The sequence below is a fragment of the Rhodopseudomonas palustris HaA2 genome, assembly GCF_000013365.1.
Taxonomy (GTDB): Bacteria; Pseudomonadota; Alphaproteobacteria; order Rhizobiales; family Xanthobacteraceae; genus Rhodopseudomonas; species Rhodopseudomonas palustris_J.
Map to the genome: position 1 here is coordinate 4,448,686 of NC_007778.1, position 14,742 is coordinate 4,463,427.

Sequence of the window (14,742 nt, forward strand, 5' to 3'; positions counted from 1 at the left end):
TCGCAGAGCTTTGCTGCTTTCGCAGTCAGGCGGCGATCGCGCGCCGTCGCGCGCCGCCCCGTCCGCGGCGACACCGCAGACGTGAAACAGGCTGTATTGTCAGGGCAGAAGGGCCGTCGCGCGCTACGGCGACAGGTTGTCGTAAATCTTGACGGACAACGTGTTGAGGAGTTGCACCTCGGCCTTGGTGAGGCCGCGCAGCGCTTCCTTGAACAGATAACTCACCTTCTCGCGCACCAGTTCGAGCACGCGCTCGCCCTGTTCGGTGATGAACACATCGGTGGATCGGGCGTCGGTGCTCGAGGTCCGGGTGGTCACCAACCCGTCGTCGGTCATCCGGTTGATGATCTTGGCCATGGTCGAGATGTTGACCACCGCCTCGTCGGCGATCTGCGACACCGTGAGCGGCCGTCCCTCGACCAGCAGCATCAGAACCCGCCATTTCGGCACGTCGAGGCCGGCCGGCTTGAGGATGGCGTTCATCCGCGCCGAATAGCGCGCCAGCATCCGGACATTGTGGAAGAACGGCGAGCGGTTGGAGAGAAACCGGCTGTCGTCGGCCCGGATTCTCTTCTTCATCACGTCGCTCCTGGTCTGCATCTGCCCGTCCTGTTGCTGTTTTCGACGCGGCCCGGTCCGGCGCCGCGCGCGTTCGATCCCCGGACGACACTTCCCGAGATTGTGGAAAATGACAACATCTCCGGACGGCCTTGACAATAATTCTATCGGCTCGCCGCGGGCGCGGCCGCGGCGGTGCACCGCACGGATCGGCTCCGTACTACGCGCCGCGCACCGCCGCCAGCGCGCCCGCCTGCGCTCCGATTGCCTCCGACGTTCGCAGAATGAGCAAGCAGCGGGCACGGCACCGCCCGAAATTGATGCGCAGACGCTCGATAATTCACTGGAAAGTTCGAGTAGTTCATGATTTCCTTTCGCATGTAGCGGCACGGATGCTCGCCGGCAACGGCCGAGACCGCAGCGCGGGACGACAGCAGCGCCAACGCCAAAGAGGGCACCATGAACGACCTCGCCAGCGTGATTCACCTGAAGCCGGCCGCGCCGATCGAAGATTTCGATGCGCTGACCGCCGACATCCGCGCCCGCCGGGGCGAGTTCACCGCACAGCAGCACGTGTCGCAGGACATCATCGCGCGGCTGCGCAAGGCCGGCATCTATCGCGCCATGGTGGCGAAGATGTTCGGCGGCGACGAGAAGAGCCCGGCGGAATTCTGCCGGATGATCGAGCGGATCGCGCAGGCCGACGGCTCGACCGGCTGGGTCGCGAGCTTCGGCGCGGCGGCGACCTATCTCGCCGCGCTGCCGGAGCCGACGCTGCGCAAGCTCTACGCCAATGGCCCCGACGAGGTGTTCGCCGGCGGCCTGTTTCCGCTGCAACCGGCGAAGCGGACGCCGGAAGGGTTTCTCGTCAACGGCACCTGGAAATTCGGCAGCGGCAGCATGGGCGCCTCGCTGATCGGCGTCGGCATCTCGGTCGAAGGCGATGCGTCCGGCGGATTGCCGCGCGTCGCGGTGATGCCCGCCGAGCAGGTCGAGATCCGTCCGAACTGGGACGTGATCGGCTTGGAAGGCACCGGCAGCCACGACCTCGTCGTCAAGGACGTGATCGTGCCGGAGGAATGGACGCTGATCCGCGGCGGCGCGGCTTCGGTCGACGCCGACATCTATCGCTATCCGTCGCTCGGCCTCGCCGCGCAGGTGCTCGCCGTGGTCGGGCTCGGCGTCGCGCGCGGCGCGCTCGACGAGGTGATCGAGATGGCCGGCGGCCGGGTGTCGATCACCGGCGCGCCGAAGCTCGCCGATCGTGGCTATGTGCAGGTCGCCATCGCCAAGGCCGAAGCCAATCTGCGCGCGGCCCGCGCCTTCTTCTACGACGCCACCGAAGAGACCTGGCGCATCGTCCGCGCCGGCGACAAGCCGTCGGTCGAAGCGACCACGGTGCTGCGGCTGGCGGCCAGCCACGCCGCCAAGACCGGCGCCGACGTCACCCGGATGGCGACCGAACTCACCGGCACCACGTCGATCTACAACGGCCATCCGCTGGCGCGAGCGCTGACCGACAGTTTCGTGGTCGCGCAGCACGCCTTCCTCAACGAGGGCACGATGCAGAGCGCCGGCCGCGTGCTGCTCGGGCTGCCCTCGGTCCCCGGCTATCCATGATGCCGCGCCCCTCTCCGACCATTTCCCAGCGACAAGGATCAGACACATGACCAGCCTGGCGGAGCTCTCCACCAATCCCGACGACCTGATCCGCAAGGATCGCGTTCGCACCCCGCTCTACACCGATCCGGCGATCTTCGACGCCGAGATGACCAAGATCTTCCGCAATACATGGGTCTGGGTCGCGCATGTCAGCGAGATCGCCAACAACGGCGACTTCAAGATGGCGCAGGTCGGGCTCGAGCCGGTGATCGTGGTGCGCGACCGCAAGGGCAAGGTCCACGTCCACCTCAACCGCTGCCGGCATCGCGGCGCGACGCTGTGCGAAGTGCGCAAGGGCAAGACCTCCAGCTTGGTCTGCCCGTATCACGGCTGGGGCTATTCGCTCGACGGCAAGCTGCGCGGCGTGCCTTACGAGAACGGCTACGACGAGACGACGCTCGACCGCAACGAGCTGTCTTTGAAGTCGCTGCGGGTCGAGGAATATAACGGCCTGATCTTCGCGACCTTCCGCGACGACATCGAGCCCCTGGCCGACTTCCTCGGGCCGGCGAAGAAGTGGATCGACCTGTTCATGAAGCAGGGCGGCGGGTTTCCGGTGAAGGTGCTCGGCGAACACAAGTTCCGCTTTCCCGGCAACTGGAAGATCCAGCTCGAGAACACCACCGACGCCTATCACTTCCCGCTGGTGCACAAATCCTTCCTCACCGCGGTCGACAAGGAAACCGAGCAGCAGCTCGACATGCTGAACAATGGCGGCTTCGTCGAGGATCTCGGCAACGGCCACAGCGTGATGGTGATGATCCCCGAACTGATCGACCTCGACGACAATCTCGAGGCGCCGATCCCGGAGAAGTTCGCCGATCTCGCCAAGGAGCTCGTCGCCGAAGGCTATTCCGACACGGAAGTCCGGCGCATCGTCCGCGCCGCCGGCGGCTCCGGCTTCAACATCAATCTGTTTCCGAATCTGGCCTGCTCGATGGCGTTCTTCCGCGTGCTGCAGCCGGTCTCGGTGAACGAGACCGAGATCCGCCACATCGCGATCGGCATGGACGGCGGGCCGGCGGCGGCCAACCGCGCGCGGATCCGCCTGCACGAATTCTTCCAGGGCCCGATGGGCTTCGGCAGCCCCGACGACGCTGAGGTGTGGGATCGCGTCCAGCACGGCGCGCAGGGCGGCGACGAGATGTGGATCATGCTGAACCGCGGTTTTCCAAAGGAGGAAAACCTGCCCGACGGGCGCGCCCGCAGCGACGTCAGCGCCGAAACCGGGATGCGCGCCGCCTATGATCAATGGAAGCGGATGATGACGGTCTGACCATGAACATGCCCATGACAATCCCCGCGACCACCTCCCTGCCCGTCACGCTCGCCGAGGCGATGGAATTCGCCTGGACCGAGGCCGATCTGCTCGACCACGCCATCTACGACGAGTGGCTGGCGCAGTGGACCGCCGACGCGCTCTACATCGTGCCGATCGAACCCGGCACGACCGATTTCGAAAACAGCCTGAACTACGCCTATGACGATCACGGCATGCGCAAGAAGCGCGTCGAGCGGCTGCTCAACGGGCAATCCATTTCGGCCTCGCCGGTGGCGCTCACGGTGCGCTCGCTGTCGCGCTTCCGCCTGCTGCAGGCCGACGAAGCCTCCTGCGAACTGCGCTGCGCGCAGATCGTCACCGAATATCGTCGCGGCCGCGAGCGGACCTACACCGGCGACGTCACCTATCGTCTGGTGCGAGGCCCGACCGGTCTGCAGATCGCCCGCAAGGTGGTCTGGCTGATCAACTCCACCGAGGCGCTCGGCGGCATCGGCTACATCCTATGAGCGCGCCCTCCGCCAACAGCGAAGGACGCGTCGCGCTGGTCACCGGCGGCGGCAACGGGCTCGGCGAGATCATCGCCGGCGCGCTGCACGGCGCGGGCTATCGGGTCGCCGTCGCCGACATCGACGAAGCTGCGGCGCAGACCGTCGCAACGCGGCTGGACCCGGGCGGACAAACGGCGATCGCGCTGCATCTCGACGTCCGCCTCAAAGGCGATTTCGAGGCCGCGCTGGCGGCGCTGCTGGCGCGCTGGGGTGGCGCCCACGTCCTCGTCAACAACGCCGCCGTCACCGTGGCGCGGCCGGTGATGGAGATCTCGCCGGAGGAATTCGACGCGGTGATCGCGGTCAATCTGCGCGGCACGTTTCTCGGCTGCCAGGTGTTCGGCGCTTACTTCCGCGATGCCGGGCACGGCCGCATCGTCAACATGGCCTCGCTCGCCGGCCAGAACGGCGGCACCGCCACCGGCGCGCACTATGCGGCATCGAAGGGCGGCATCGTCACGCTGACCAAAGTGTTCGCGCGCGATCTCGGCAAGGCCGGCGTCACCGTCAATGCGATCGCGCCGGGGCCGCTCGATCTGCCGATCGTGCACAAGACGGTGCCGGCCGAGCGCTTCGCCGAGTTCAAGGCGAACATTCCGGTCGGCGATATCGGCGATCCGAAATTTGTCGCGCAGCTGGTGCTGCAACTGGCGTCGCCCGAATCCGGCTTCGTCTCCGGCGCGACCTGGGACGTCAATGGCGGGCTGTTCATGCGATGAGGCCGACGATGAAGCAGGCCATGACGCCCACGGTCGAGCGCGACGAATTTCGCGAGGCGATGAGCCGGCTCGGCGCCGCGGTCAACATCATCACCACCGACGGCGCGGCCGGGCTGCACGGCTTGACCGCCTCGGCGGTGTGCAGTGTCACCGACGATCCGCCGACGTTGCTGGTCTGCGTCAACCGCGCCTCCAACGTCCATGCGGCGCTGTCGCAGAACGGCGTGCTGTGCGTCAACGTGCTGGCGAGCCGGCATCAGGAATTGTCGACTCTGTTCGGTCGCGGCGGCATCCCGGTGGAGCAGCGCTTCGCCGGAGCCGAATGGCGGGTGCTGACGACCGGCGCGCCATCGCTCGCCGACGCCGTGGTCAGCCTCGATTGCGCGATCGCGCAGACCACCGAGATCGGCACCCACAGCGTGTTCTTCTGCCGCGTCCGGGCGATCGCGCTCGGCGCGCAGCCGGAAGGGCTGATCTACTTCAACCGCTCCTATCACGACCTCGCGCCGGCGCAGCGCGACCTGTGCCACCAGGACTGATCCCGCTTCGACCAGAGAAAGCCGCATCCCGATGAACATCGACCAACTCGCATCGACCGTGAAGGCCCTGCAGGACGAGATCGCCACGCTGCGCGCGGAGGCGGATATCCGCCGCATCCAGGCGCGCTACATGTTCCTGTGCGACACGCCCTGCCCCGAATTCGGCGTCGACAACGACGACGAGCGGATCGAGCGCATCCTCGATCTGTACACCGAGGACGCGATCTGGGAGGGCGTCGGCGCTTACTACGACAACCAGTTCGGCCGCAGCGTCGGCAAGGACGCGATCCGCAAGCACTTCCAGGGCTTCTGGGGGCCGACACGGGTGCCGGGGCTGGTGCTGAATGTGCACTATCTCACCTCCGAGCAGATCCACGTCCGCGGCGACGAGGCCGATGGCCAGTGGGTGCACTGCCAGCCCTGGATCTTCACCGACGGCTCGTCGCTGCTGCGCTCCAGCCGGCTGAACAATTTGTTCCGCAAGGTGGACGGCGTCTGGAAGGTCGCGCGCACGCGCACCGAAAATCTGTTCGTCGCGCCGCTGACGCCGGGCTGGGCGCAGAGCGTGCCGGAGAAATCGGTGCTGATGCAGCCGTGACAGCAACGCCCTGGTTGGGATGACAAGGAAGGATTTGCGATGACCACCACGACGCCCGCTTTCGCCGAGGCCGTGCCGCTCGAGGCGGACGCGCTGCACCGCCTGTTGCAGGCCTGGTTTCGCGCCGAGGGGACCGACGATCCCGCCGCGATCCGCGCCCGCTTCGACGACGGCTTCACCATGGTGACGCCGGCCGGCAAGGTGCTGACCTACGAGCAGTTCTCCGGCGGCCTGCCGACGATGCGCGGATCGCGGCCGACGCTGATCATGCAGATCAGCGACGTCGTGGTGCGCTATCTCGACGCGTCCACGGCGCTCGTCACCTATTGCGAGCGGCAGATCCAGGACAGCGGCACCACCGACCGGATCTCCACCGCGCTGCTGATCGCCCGCGCCGACCGGCCGACGCCGATGTGGCGGCATCTGCAGGAGACCTGGATCACGCCGTGATCACGCTGCCCGACCCAGGACGATCCGCGGAGACCGCCATGCCCGAGGCTGAAATGTGGAAGACCTACCGCTATCAGGGCCACCGCGTCATGGTGATCCAGCAATGGGACGACCCGTTCGGCCGCCGCATGATCCGCATCGAAAGCGTCGACGACGACGGCGCCCATGCCGCAGGAATGTTCGAGGCGGAGTTCATGCGGGACGCGGTGGCCGAGGGGCTGGCCGGTTAGCTCGCGCGGGACCGCCGCCCCAAGTCGCGCGTTGCGCCTGGAACCGAGTTGATGGACCGGCGTTCTGCCTCCCAGAACATGGGAGCGACCACATGGGTATTCTCTGGATTATCATCATCGGCTTCGTCGCCGGCCTTATCGCGAAATTCCTGATGCCGGGCGACAACGAGCCGTCGGGCTTCATCATGACCACGGTCCTCGGCATCGTCGGCGCCTTCGTCGCGACGTTTCTCGGTCAGTCGCTCGGCTGGTACAGCGCCGACCAGGGCGCCGGTCTGATCGGCGCGGTGGTCGGCGCCATCATCGTGCTGTTGGTCTACGGCTTCATCGCCGGACGGCGGCGGACGGTCTAGTCGACGTGTTCGCAAGCGAGCGGCCATCACGATGTGGCCGCGACGCGGCCTGGCGCGGTCATGGCGCGGTTCCGTGCAGTTCCTCTGACGCGTCTCCTCTCACGGCAGGACAGCAAGTATGGATAATCTCAAGAAGAGGGGCGTAGAGGACCGCAGCAAGATCAACATGCATGAAGACTACGAGGTCAAATACTGGATCAAGCAGCTCGGCATCACCAAGGAGCAGCTGCAGCGCCTGATCGACAAGGTCGGCAACTCGGCCGCCGCGGTCAGGAAAGAACTGGCGGGGCAGGCGAAGGGGTGAGGGCAGCGCACGCCCCCTCGTCTCACTCCGCGATAGCGATGTCAGCTCTCAGCCACTCGACTTGGGCGGCGTCGTCAAATCGACAGGCACAACCACAAATCCCTCCGCTATCAGATCGCGAATACGATCGACGACGGCTCGCGCGCAGCGTGGATCTTGGCCACGTGTCGGCACACTGCCGTCGCGCAGATCTGGAAAATAGTCGCGATTGATCGGCAAACGGGCGACCCGGCTCGCATCAATGACGAACGGCTTTTTCTGTCCGAGCAAACCCGCCTGCGGTTGATCGACATAGAGCTGCTGACGCGGCCGCCTTGAACCCTCAAAGGAAACACGGCTGCTCGTATAGACAACCACCGCATAGGCTCGATCCGCAACTCGACCGGTGCCGATACAGATGACGATGTGAGCCGATGGGCCGGGGCCGGCCACCTCCCTGAAGGGAAAATTGCACCGGACGTAGTCACCGGCTCTCATGGCTCAGGGGAAGAGACGGTCGAGCGTCGAAGAACGCGCCTGATAGTCGTCGTCGCTCTCATCGCTGTCGCGGTCAAGAACGAATCCGGATCCTGGCCGAGCGGCATCGTAAGCCAGGAGAATGAGTTCATTCGGTCCGATTTCCAATTCACGCAGCAGAACCTGCATCACGTAGTCCTCGGTCGTGAGCCCTTGCTGCCTGGCGCGGTCGGCAGCCGCGTCGATCACGGTCCGGGTTAGACTGAGGGTTGCGAATTCGCTCATGAGCGACCTCCAATCCGGTCAATATAGGTGGAATTGAATCCGAATGCGAACACTGCTGCGGGTATGCTTGGTGGGCCCGGCAGGACTCGAACCTGCAACCAGACCGTTATGAGCGGCCGGCTCTAACCATTGAGCTACAGGCCCCGCCGGCGGCCGCTCGGGCGGCGGACGGTGCGGGGACGGCATACAATGACGGGTTCGGCGCGGCAATCGCTACCTTGCGCAGGCGCGGCGCCCTCGCCTCACGCCATCGCCACCCGTGAGCCGCCGCCGCGCCGCCTGGCGCGCAGCAGCAGCGCGGCCATGATGGCGACGTTGAGGGCGTTCCAGCCGATGCCGTTGAGGAAGGCGGCGGCGTAGGAGCCGGTGGCGTCGAAGATCAGGCCGGAGATCCAGCCGCCGAGCGACATCCCGACCACCGAGGCCATGATCACAATGCCGACACGGGTGGCGGCTTCGTGCGCCGGCATCGCCTCGCGCACGATGATCGCATAGGCCGGCACGATGCCGCCCTGGAACAGGCCGAACATCGCCGAGATCACGTAGAGCGACACCAGGCTGTCGAAGAACAGATAGAACAGCAACGCTGCGCCCTGCGCCACCGCGCCGATCAGCAGCGTCGCGATGCCGCCGATGCGGTCGGCGAGGAAGCCGGAGCCGATCCGGCTGATGATGCCGCAGGCCAGCATCAGCGACAGCATCTCGGCGCCGCGCGCGACGCCGTAGCCGAGGTCGCCGCAATACGCCACGATATGGACCTGCGGCATCGCCATCGCCACGCAGCAGGCGATCGCGGCCATGCACAGCAGCGCCGTCAGCGTGTTGGTGCCGAGCTGCAGGTCGATCTTCGGCGGCGGGGCCGCGGTGTGCGCGGCCACCACATGGCCGCCCATCCGCGCCCGCAGCAGCGCCAGCACCAGCGCCATCGACACCACGCAGAACGCCCCGATCGCCACGTGGGTGGCGCGCCAGCCGTAGGTCTGCGTCGCCCAATTCACCAGCGGCGGCCATATCGTGCCGCCGAGATAATTACCGGTGGCGGCGATCGACACCGCGACGCCGCGATAGCGCAGAAACCAGTGCGAGGCCTCCGCCATCAGCGGGCCGAACGTCGCCGAGGCGCCGGCGCCGATCACGAAATGCATCAGATTGAACTGCCACAGCGCGGTCGACAGACCGGCGCCGAGATAGCCGAGCCCGATCAGCCCGACGCCGCTGCCGATCGCCGCGACGATGCCGAAACGGTCGGTGAGCTTGCCGGTCGCCACCCCGCCGAGGCCGAAGCCGAGCATCGCCAAAGTGAAGGCCAGCGACGCCGCAGCGCGGGTCGCGCCGTAGTCGGTCTGCACCACCGGCAGCACCACCACCACCGACCACATCCCGACGCTGCCGATCGAGCCGATGACGAGCGCCAGCGCCAGCCTGATCCAGGCCTGGCGCGAGTCGAGCATGAATGCCGGCGTTGTGCCGGTCTTTTGTGCAGGCGTTTCCACCCCGCCAACTTCTCCGGACGCGGGCCGAGGGTCAAGGGCATCGGCCGCGCCGCTGCCATGACGCCGCAGGTTAACCGGCGTTAACGCTTTCCTAACCATAAACTGGGCAAATTTTGCCGAGTGATCGGACGTGTCGTCAGCCGCGAACATCGGGGGAATGCCCGTGGACGCCAGTGCGGTGCCTCACATCGGAGTCGGCGACGCCGCGGTCGCGACGTGGGCGTTCGGCAAGCGCAGACGACAGCGGGAGAGAGCGGCGGACATGACGGATACGACGGTCGGCCAGGGCCCCGGCAGCAAGCTGCCCAGCCTGCGCGACATCGGCGGGATGCTGAAGCGCGGCGATCTCGCGCTCGCCTTCGGCGTGCTCACCATCCTGGTCGTGCTGATCATGCCGCTGCCGGCGATCGTGCTCGACCTGTTCCTGGCGATCTCGATCACGCTGTCGATCCTGATCCTGATGACCGCTCTGTTCATCCAGGCGCCGCTGGAATTCTCGTCGTTTCCGACCGTGCTGCTGATCTCGACCATGCTGCGGCTGTCGCTGAACATGGCCTCGACCCGGCTGATCCTGTCGCACGGCCATGAAGGCACCGCCGCCGCCGGCCACGTCATCGAGGCGTTCGGCAACTTCGTGATGGGCGGCAATTTCGTGATCGGGATCATCGTGTTCACGATCCTGATCATCGTCAACTTCGTGGTCATCACCAAGGGTTCGGGCCGCATCGCCGAAGTCGCGGCGCGGTTCCAGCTCGACTCGATGCCCGGCAAGCAGATGGCGATCGACGCCGATCTCAGCGCCGGCCTGATCGACGAAGCCACCGCCAAGAAGCGCCGCCAGGAGCTCGAAGACGAGAGCGGCTTTTTCGGCGCGATGGACGGTGCCTCGAAATTCGTCCGCGGCGACGCCATCGCCGGCCTCCTGGTGGTGTTCATCAACGTCATCGGCGGCATCATCATCGGCGTAGCCCAGCAGGGTCTCTCCTTCGCCGAGGCCGGCCACACCTACACGCTGCTGACCGTCGGCGACGGCCTCGTCACGCAGGTGCCGGCGCTGATCGTCTCCACCGCCGCCGGCCTCTTGGTGTCGAAGGCCGGCATCTCCGGCTCCGCCGACAAGGCGCTGATGAGCCAGCTGTCCGGCTATCCGCAGGCGCTCGGCATGTCGGCCGGCGTGATGCTGGTGCTGGCCGCCCTGCCCGGCATCCCGACGCTGCCGTTCCTGTTTCTCGGCGGCGGCGCGGCGTGGCTCGCGGTATCGGCGAGCAAGCGCAAGACCGCCGGCAAGGCCGCGGACGATGCGGCGCTGGCGCTGGCGCCCGAGGCGGTCGCGGCCGCGGCCGCGGCGGCGGCCGAAGAGCCGATCAGCGCGGCGCTGAAGATCGACGATCTCAAGATCGAGCTCGGCTACGCGCTGCTGCCGCTGGTCAACGGCCCGGACGGCACCGACCGCCTCACCGAACAGATCAAGGCGCTGCGCCGTTCGCTGGCGATCGAAATGGGCTTCGTGATGCCGGCGGTGCGGATCCTCGACAACGTTCAGCTCGAGGCCAACACCTACGTCATCAAGATCAAGGAAGTCGACGCCGGCAGCGGCCGGATCTGGCCGAACCAGTTCATGGTGATGGACCCGGCTGGCGAACAGGTGACGGTGCCGGGCATCCACACCACCGAGCCGACCTTTGGATTACCTGCGACCTGGGTCGACGCCGCCTTCAAGGAAGAGGCCTCGCTGAAGGGCTACACCGTGGTCGACGCCGCCACCGTGCTGTCGACGCACCTGACCGAGCTCTTGAAGGGCAACATGTCGGACCTGTTGTCCTATGGCGAGACCCAGAAGCTGCTCAAGGAGCTGCCGGCGGAGCAAGGCGAACTGGTCAAGGACATCGTGCCCGGCCAGATCACCGTCTCGGGCATCCAGCGCGTGCTGCAGCTGCTGCTCGCCGAGCGTATCTCGATCCGCGACCTCTCGACCATCCTCGAAGGCGTCGCCGACGCGCTCGCCTTCTCGCGCAACCCGAACACCATCGTCGAGCACGTCCGCGCCAGGCTGGCGCGGCAGATCTGCGCGCAGAACACCTCGTACAACGGCTATTTGCCGCTGATCGCGCTGTCGGCGAAATGGGAGCAGGCGTTCGCCGAATCGATCATCGGCCAGGGCGACGAACGCAGCCTGGCGATGGCGCCGTCGAAGCTGTCCGAATTCATGACCGCGGTGCGCGACCGGTTCGAACAGGCCGCGCGCGAAGGCGAGGCCCCGGTGCTCGTGACGTCGGCCTCGATCCGGCCGTTCGTGCGTTCGCTGGTGGAACGGTTCCGTGCCCAGACCACCGTGCTGTCGCAGGCCGAGATTCATCCGCGCGCCCGGCTGAAGACGGTCGGCAGCGTATGACGGCCGTCAAGCAGGTCCGCGCGGTCGGGTTCGACCGCGGCATTTTCGCCACAGACAAGCCAAAGGATTGATGAGTCGTCGAGCAGCGGTCAATCCAACAAACCTGCCAAAAGTCGCCATCTCGCTCGCAATGTCTTGTTTATTTTATCATTTTCGAAACACGCGGAGTCGCATAGTCGCGACTGTTCACATCCTATCACTGCCTTGTGATCGGTTCTTGGGAACGTACAGGCCATGACCTACGTTTTTATGGCGAGTTGTTTGAACCAGCTTCGAGATCTCAGCCACCAAATCTCGAAGGCGGCAAAAGGCGCCAGGAGGCTCACCATGAACCATTCGATCTACAGCGCTGATCGTTCGACCCACCTCAAGGTGGTTGTTGTCGCGCTGGTCGCGGGGATCACGGTGGCAGGTCTCGGAATTTCCGCCCGTCTCGGCGGCGCCGAGGACGGCTATACCCAGACCGCGCGCGTCATCAAGGCCGGCAAGCCGGTCATGGTCACGACGTCGGGCGAGACGGCCATTCGCTGATACACGGTTGCATTCACGCTGCGCCTGATAAGCCCCCAGGCCCGCGTGGACATGCAGAGGTCCACTCGCCCCAAGTGGACCGAACGAAAAGCGCCCGCTCCCCACGGGCGCTTTTCTTTTGCCCGTGTGAGACTTCGCGCGTGAGACTTCCCGCATGAGACATCGCGCCGCGCGGACGCCGTGAGGCGGGGCATGGGCGGCGACGTCAGCGCCGCGGTGTCACCGGCGTCGGCGGCACGCTCTCGACCAGCTTGCCGGTGTAGACGATCGGACCGGTGGCGACGCCGGTCGGCGAGCCGCCTTCGGGCTCGATCGTCACCGCATAGGTCGCCTTGCTGACGATGTCCGCATCATAGGCGGCGAGCGACGGATTGACGGTGAAATCGCGGCCGCCGATGACGCCGAGCGAGCGCGGCTTCTGCAGCTTGTCCGACACCAGCCAGAGTTCGTAGCTCTTGCCCGGCTCCGGCGTCGCCGCGACGCGGCGCACGGTGAAGCTCTTGCTGCCGGCATCGACGGTGAGGATGAAGGCCGGCGAGTTGCCGTCCTGCTGCAGCACCGCGACGTATTGCGCCGGGATCGCCGGCGGCGGGGTCTCGACCCTGACGATCTGGGTGCGGATCGCCGGCCGCATGGCATTCGGCAACACATCCGGCTGATAGAGCTGCGCGCCGATCACCAGCGCCAGCGACGCGGCCAGCAGGCCGGCCGCGCCAGCGACCCGCTTCCAGACATAGGTCTGCTTGGCGAAGCGAACGACGCGCATCGATTCCGGGCTGAGGCCGGAGCCGGTGTCGTTGGCCGGCGTCGGCGGCGTCAGCGGCGTCAGCGGCGGCGCAGCTTTGGGCGTCTCCGCAGCCGGCGGCAATGCAAACGCCTGCTGCTCGCCGGCCATCCCGATCGACGCCTTGATCCGCTCCCACACCTCGGGGGACGGCTCGACGAAGCCGACCATCTGGTTGAGCGCGCCGAGCTTGATCTGCCAGGCGTCGACCAGCGCCGCGTAGTGCGCGTCGGCAGCCATCATGGACTCGACCTGCGCCCGCTCGCCGGCATCGAGCGTACCGAGCGCGTATTCCGCGGCGAGCGCGATATGGTCTTCGCTAATGGCCATCAGACGAGTCCCAGACACTCCCGGATATCGAGCAGGCTGCGACGCAGCCAAGTCTTGACCGTGTTCACCGGCGCATCGAATTTCGCCGCGAGCTGTTCGCGGCTCCAACCATTGTAGTAAGCGAGCAGCACGAGCTTCTGGCGATCCGGCTCCAGCCGGCCGACGCATTCGAGCAGCCGCTTCAATTCTTCAGTCATCTCCCGGCGCGCCAGCGGATCCGGCGAATCCGCCGCGGCTTCCTGCGCCGCAGGCTCGTCCTCGATCGAAACCTCGCTGCGCTTGCGCGCCACGTCGATGGCCCGGTTCCGCGCGATCGACGCCATCCAGGTGATCGGCGACGCCACGCCGGGATTGAACGTTCCGGCGCTGTTCCAGATCTTGACGTACGTTTCCTGGATGACTTCTTCCGCGAGATCCTGACGTCTCAAGATACGCAGAACCACGCCGTAGAGTTTCGCGCGCGTGGCGTTGTAGAGCCGCTCGAAGGCTGCCTGATCCCCTTTGGCCACAGCGGCAAGCAGCCAGACCAACTCAGCCGACGTCAGCATTCAGTCCCCATCCCGGCAATTCCGCGCCGCCCCGACCGTCCGGTCGAGCGCGTCGGCCGTTCGTAGCATATCTCGCGACGTTTCGGTCCGCCATGTCGCAGCGGTCTCTGCTGTGGATACAGCACGGCAAAAGCCCGGGCGCGGGCGCCCGGGCTTGTCGGAATCGGCAAGGCAGAGGTCGGTCAGGCCGAGGCAACGGCGCCGAGGCGCGACCGCATCAGCCCGATGCTGTCGAGGTCGGCCTGTTCGCGCGCGCTTTCCTCGGCGCGCTCGCGGGCCTGATCGCGCTCGTCGAGCAGCTCGACCTTCTTCAACTCGTCGAACGCCTCGGACAATTGCGCGCGCGCGTCCTCGAGCTGAACCCGCAATTCGTCGGCCGAGCGGGTGAGATTCTCGCGGCGCTGGATCGCGGCCTTGGCATAGGTCGGATAGGCGAAGTGGGTGGGATCGGTGATGCCGGCGCGGTCCTGCTCGGTCTGGATTTCGCGCTCCAGATCGTTCGACATCCGCTGGAAGTCCGCGATCATCCCCTCGATCTGGGCCACCCGCCTGCGCCGCTCGTCGACCTGAAACTTCTTCAAGCGGATCAGCGTGTCACGTGACTTCATCGACTCTTACTCCCCAGAAGTCCCGATTCGACGCGGGACAGGCCGGTCTCCCGCAAGGGGCCAACCGGCAAA

19 protein-coding genes and 1 tRNA gene are annotated in these 14,742 nt (G+C 66.3%); 12 read left to right on the top strand and 8 right to left on the bottom strand.

The features are described 5' to 3' along the window. Positions 1-123: 123 nt before the first annotated feature. Positions 124-579 carry a MarR family winged helix-turn-helix transcriptional regulator gene (locus RPB_RS19625; RefSeq protein ID WP_198135130.1) on the bottom strand — a complete coding sequence of 152 codons (456 nt, stop codon included), beginning with the start codon at positions 577-579 and terminating at the stop codon, positions 124-126. Positions 580-1,017: 438 nt separating this feature from the next. On the opposite strand from RPB_RS19625, the gene RPB_RS19630 reads away from it, so the two are divergent. From RPB_RS19630 to RPB_RS19670, 10 genes are all read left to right on the top strand, one after another. Continuing rightward, positions 1,018-2,178, top strand: a complete 1,161-nt coding sequence (locus RPB_RS19630; protein WP_011442771.1) for an acyl-CoA dehydrogenase family protein — start codon at positions 1,018-1,020, stop codon at positions 2,176-2,178. Between the two features lie 46 nt (positions 2,179-2,224). Beyond that, on the top strand, positions 2,225-3,496 hold the full coding sequence (locus tag RPB_RS19635) for an aromatic ring-hydroxylating oxygenase subunit alpha (RefSeq protein ID WP_011442772.1): 1,272 nt from the start codon (positions 2,225-2,227) through the stop codon (positions 3,494-3,496). Between the two features lie 14 nt (positions 3,497-3,510). Further along, positions 3,511-4,008 carry an aromatic-ring-hydroxylating dioxygenase subunit beta gene (locus tag RPB_RS19640; RefSeq protein ID WP_198135131.1) on the top strand — a complete coding sequence of 166 codons (498 nt, stop codon included), beginning with the start codon at positions 3,511-3,513 and terminating at the stop codon, positions 4,006-4,008. Next, positions 4,005-4,769: an SDR family NAD(P)-dependent oxidoreductase gene (locus tag RPB_RS19645; protein ID WP_011442774.1), complete on the top strand. Its 765-nt coding sequence runs from the start codon at positions 4,005-4,007 to the stop codon at positions 4,767-4,769. The genes RPB_RS19640 and RPB_RS19645 overlap by 4 nt, the downstream gene beginning before the upstream one ends. A gap of 8 nt (positions 4,770-4,777) precedes the next feature. Next, the gene (locus tag RPB_RS19650) at positions 4,778-5,308 is read left to right on the top strand and encodes a flavin reductase (protein WP_011442775.1); all 531 of its coding nucleotides are present in this window, start codon (positions 4,778-4,780) and stop codon (positions 5,306-5,308) included. 31 nt (positions 5,309-5,339) lie between these two features. Next, positions 5,340-5,906 carry a nuclear transport factor 2 family protein gene (locus RPB_RS19655; RefSeq protein WP_011442776.1) on the top strand — a complete coding sequence of 189 codons (567 nt, stop codon included), beginning with the start codon at positions 5,340-5,342 and terminating at the stop codon, positions 5,904-5,906. 39 nt (positions 5,907-5,945) lie between these two features. Then, positions 5,946-6,356: a DUF4440 domain-containing protein gene (locus tag RPB_RS19660; RefSeq protein ID WP_011442777.1), complete on the top strand. Its 411-nt coding sequence runs from the start codon at positions 5,946-5,948 to the stop codon at positions 6,354-6,356. 38 nt (positions 6,357-6,394) lie between these two features. Then, a complete protein-coding gene (locus RPB_RS24725) occupies positions 6,395-6,586 on the top strand; it encodes a hypothetical protein (RefSeq protein ID WP_157038868.1) in 192 nt (63 codons plus the stop codon). Positions 6,587-6,678: 92 nt separating this feature from the next. Beyond that, positions 6,679-6,939 (top strand): GlsB/YeaQ/YmgE family stress response membrane protein, encoded by a 261-nt coding sequence (locus RPB_RS19665; RefSeq protein WP_011442778.1) that lies wholly within the window; start codon positions 6,679-6,681, stop codon positions 6,937-6,939. 118 nt (positions 6,940-7,057) lie between these two features. Next, positions 7,058-7,243, top strand: a complete 186-nt coding sequence (locus tag RPB_RS19670) for a DUF3606 domain-containing protein (RefSeq protein WP_011442779.1) — start codon at positions 7,058-7,060, stop codon at positions 7,241-7,243. A 48-nt stretch (positions 7,244-7,291) separates the two neighbouring features. On the opposite strand, the gene RPB_RS24730 is transcribed toward RPB_RS19670, so the two are convergent. The 4 genes from RPB_RS24730 to RPB_RS19685 form a co-directional block, all read right to left on the bottom strand. Then, a complete protein-coding gene (locus RPB_RS24730) occupies positions 7,292-7,600 on the bottom strand; it encodes a hypothetical protein (RefSeq protein ID WP_157038869.1) in 309 nt (102 codons plus the stop codon). Positions 7,601-7,723: 123 nt separating this feature from the next. Beyond that, positions 7,724-7,984, bottom strand: a complete 261-nt coding sequence (locus RPB_RS19675; RefSeq protein WP_011442781.1) for a hypothetical protein — start codon at positions 7,982-7,984, stop codon at positions 7,724-7,726. Between the two features lie 68 nt (positions 7,985-8,052). Continuing rightward, positions 8,053-8,128: transfer RNA gene (locus tag RPB_RS19680), tRNA-Ile, on the bottom strand. Positions 8,129-8,226: 98 nt separating this feature from the next. After that, entirely contained in the window at positions 8,227-9,435 is a 1,209-nt protein-coding gene (locus RPB_RS19685; RefSeq protein ID WP_049824709.1) for an MFS transporter, read from the bottom strand. A 304-nt stretch (positions 9,436-9,739) separates the two neighbouring features. Here RPB_RS19685 and flhA point away from each other — a divergent pair, with 304 nt between their 5' ends. Both flhA and RPB_RS19695 read left to right on the top strand, forming a co-directional pair. Continuing rightward, the gene (gene flhA / locus RPB_RS19690) at positions 9,740-11,869 is read left to right on the top strand and encodes a flagellar biosynthesis protein FlhA (RefSeq protein ID WP_011442783.1); all 2,130 of its coding nucleotides are present in this window, start codon (positions 9,740-9,742) and stop codon (positions 11,867-11,869) included. 327 nt (positions 11,870-12,196) lie between these two features. Next, on the top strand, positions 12,197-12,400 hold the full coding sequence (locus RPB_RS19695; protein ID WP_011442784.1) for a hypothetical protein: 204 nt from the start codon (positions 12,197-12,199) through the stop codon (positions 12,398-12,400). A 205-nt stretch (positions 12,401-12,605) separates the two neighbouring features. On the opposite strand, the gene RPB_RS19700 is transcribed toward RPB_RS19695, so the two are convergent. The 3 genes from RPB_RS19700 to fliJ form a co-directional block, all read right to left on the bottom strand. Further along, positions 12,606-13,514: an anti-sigma factor gene (locus tag RPB_RS19700; protein WP_011442785.1), complete on the bottom strand. Its 909-nt coding sequence runs from the start codon at positions 13,512-13,514 to the stop codon at positions 12,606-12,608. After that, positions 13,514-14,062: a sigma-70 family RNA polymerase sigma factor gene (locus RPB_RS19705; RefSeq protein ID WP_011442786.1), complete on the bottom strand. Its 549-nt coding sequence runs from the start codon at positions 14,060-14,062 to the stop codon at positions 13,514-13,516. The genes RPB_RS19700 and RPB_RS19705 overlap by 1 nt, the downstream gene beginning before the upstream one ends. A gap of 182 nt (positions 14,063-14,244) precedes the next feature. Further along, positions 14,245-14,670: a flagellar export protein FliJ gene (gene fliJ / locus RPB_RS19710; protein WP_011442787.1), complete on the bottom strand. Its 426-nt coding sequence runs from the start codon at positions 14,668-14,670 to the stop codon at positions 14,245-14,247. Positions 14,671-14,742: the final 72 nt, after the last annotated feature.

Excerpts from the sequence above, each read along its gene's own strand:
- RPB_RS19670 (WP_011442779.1), top strand. The coding sequence starts at position 7,058 with ATGGATAATCTCAAGAAGAGGGGCGTAGAGGACCGCAGCAAGATCAAC.
- RPB_RS19695 (WP_011442784.1), top strand. The coding sequence starts at position 12,197 with ATGAACCATTCGATCTACAGCGCTGATCGTTCGACCCACCTCAAGGTG.
- RPB_RS19640 (WP_198135131.1), top strand. The coding sequence starts at position 3,511 with ATGACAATCCCCGCGACCACCTCCCTGCCCGTCACGCTCGCCGAGGCG.
- RPB_RS24725 (WP_157038868.1), top strand. The coding sequence starts at position 6,395 with ATGCCCGAGGCTGAAATGTGGAAGACCTACCGCTATCAGGGCCACCGC.
- RPB_RS19655 (WP_011442776.1), top strand. The coding sequence starts at position 5,340 with ATGAACATCGACCAACTCGCATCGACCGTGAAGGCCCTGCAGGACGAG.
- RPB_RS19660 (WP_011442777.1), top strand. The coding sequence starts at position 5,946 with ATGACCACCACGACGCCCGCTTTCGCCGAGGCCGTGCCGCTCGAGGCG.
- RPB_RS19630 (WP_011442771.1), top strand. The coding sequence starts at position 1,018 with ATGAACGACCTCGCCAGCGTGATTCACCTGAAGCCGGCCGCGCCGATC.
- RPB_RS19700 (WP_011442785.1), bottom strand. The coding sequence starts at position 13,514 with ATGGCCATTAGCGAAGACCATATCGCGCTCGCCGCGGAATACGCGCTC.
- RPB_RS19705 (WP_011442786.1), bottom strand. The coding sequence starts at position 14,062 with ATGCTGACGTCGGCTGAGTTGGTCTGGCTGCTTGCCGCTGTGGCCAAA.
- RPB_RS19625 (WP_198135130.1), bottom strand. The coding sequence starts at position 579 with ATGAAGAAGAGAATCCGGGCCGACGACAGCCGGTTTCTCTCCAACCGC.
- RPB_RS19675 (WP_011442781.1), bottom strand. The coding sequence starts at position 7,984 with ATGAGCGAATTCGCAACCCTCAGTCTAACCCGGACCGTGATCGACGCG.
- RPB_RS19635 (WP_011442772.1), top strand. The coding sequence starts at position 2,225 with ATGACCAGCCTGGCGGAGCTCTCCACCAATCCCGACGACCTGATCCGC.
- RPB_RS19650 (WP_011442775.1), top strand. The coding sequence starts at position 4,778 with ATGAAGCAGGCCATGACGCCCACGGTCGAGCGCGACGAATTTCGCGAG.
- RPB_RS19645 (WP_011442774.1), top strand. The coding sequence starts at position 4,005 with ATGAGCGCGCCCTCCGCCAACAGCGAAGGACGCGTCGCGCTGGTCACC.
- fliJ (WP_011442787.1), bottom strand. The coding sequence starts at position 14,670 with ATGAAGTCACGTGACACGCTGATCCGCTTGAAGAAGTTTCAGGTCGAC.
- RPB_RS19665 (WP_011442778.1), top strand. The coding sequence starts at position 6,679 with ATGGGTATTCTCTGGATTATCATCATCGGCTTCGTCGCCGGCCTTATC.
- RPB_RS19685 (WP_049824709.1), bottom strand. The coding sequence starts at position 9,435 with ATGCTCGACTCGCGCCAGGCCTGGATCAGGCTGGCGCTGGCGCTCGTC.
- flhA (WP_011442783.1), top strand. The coding sequence starts at position 9,740 with ATGACGGATACGACGGTCGGCCAGGGCCCCGGCAGCAAGCTGCCCAGC.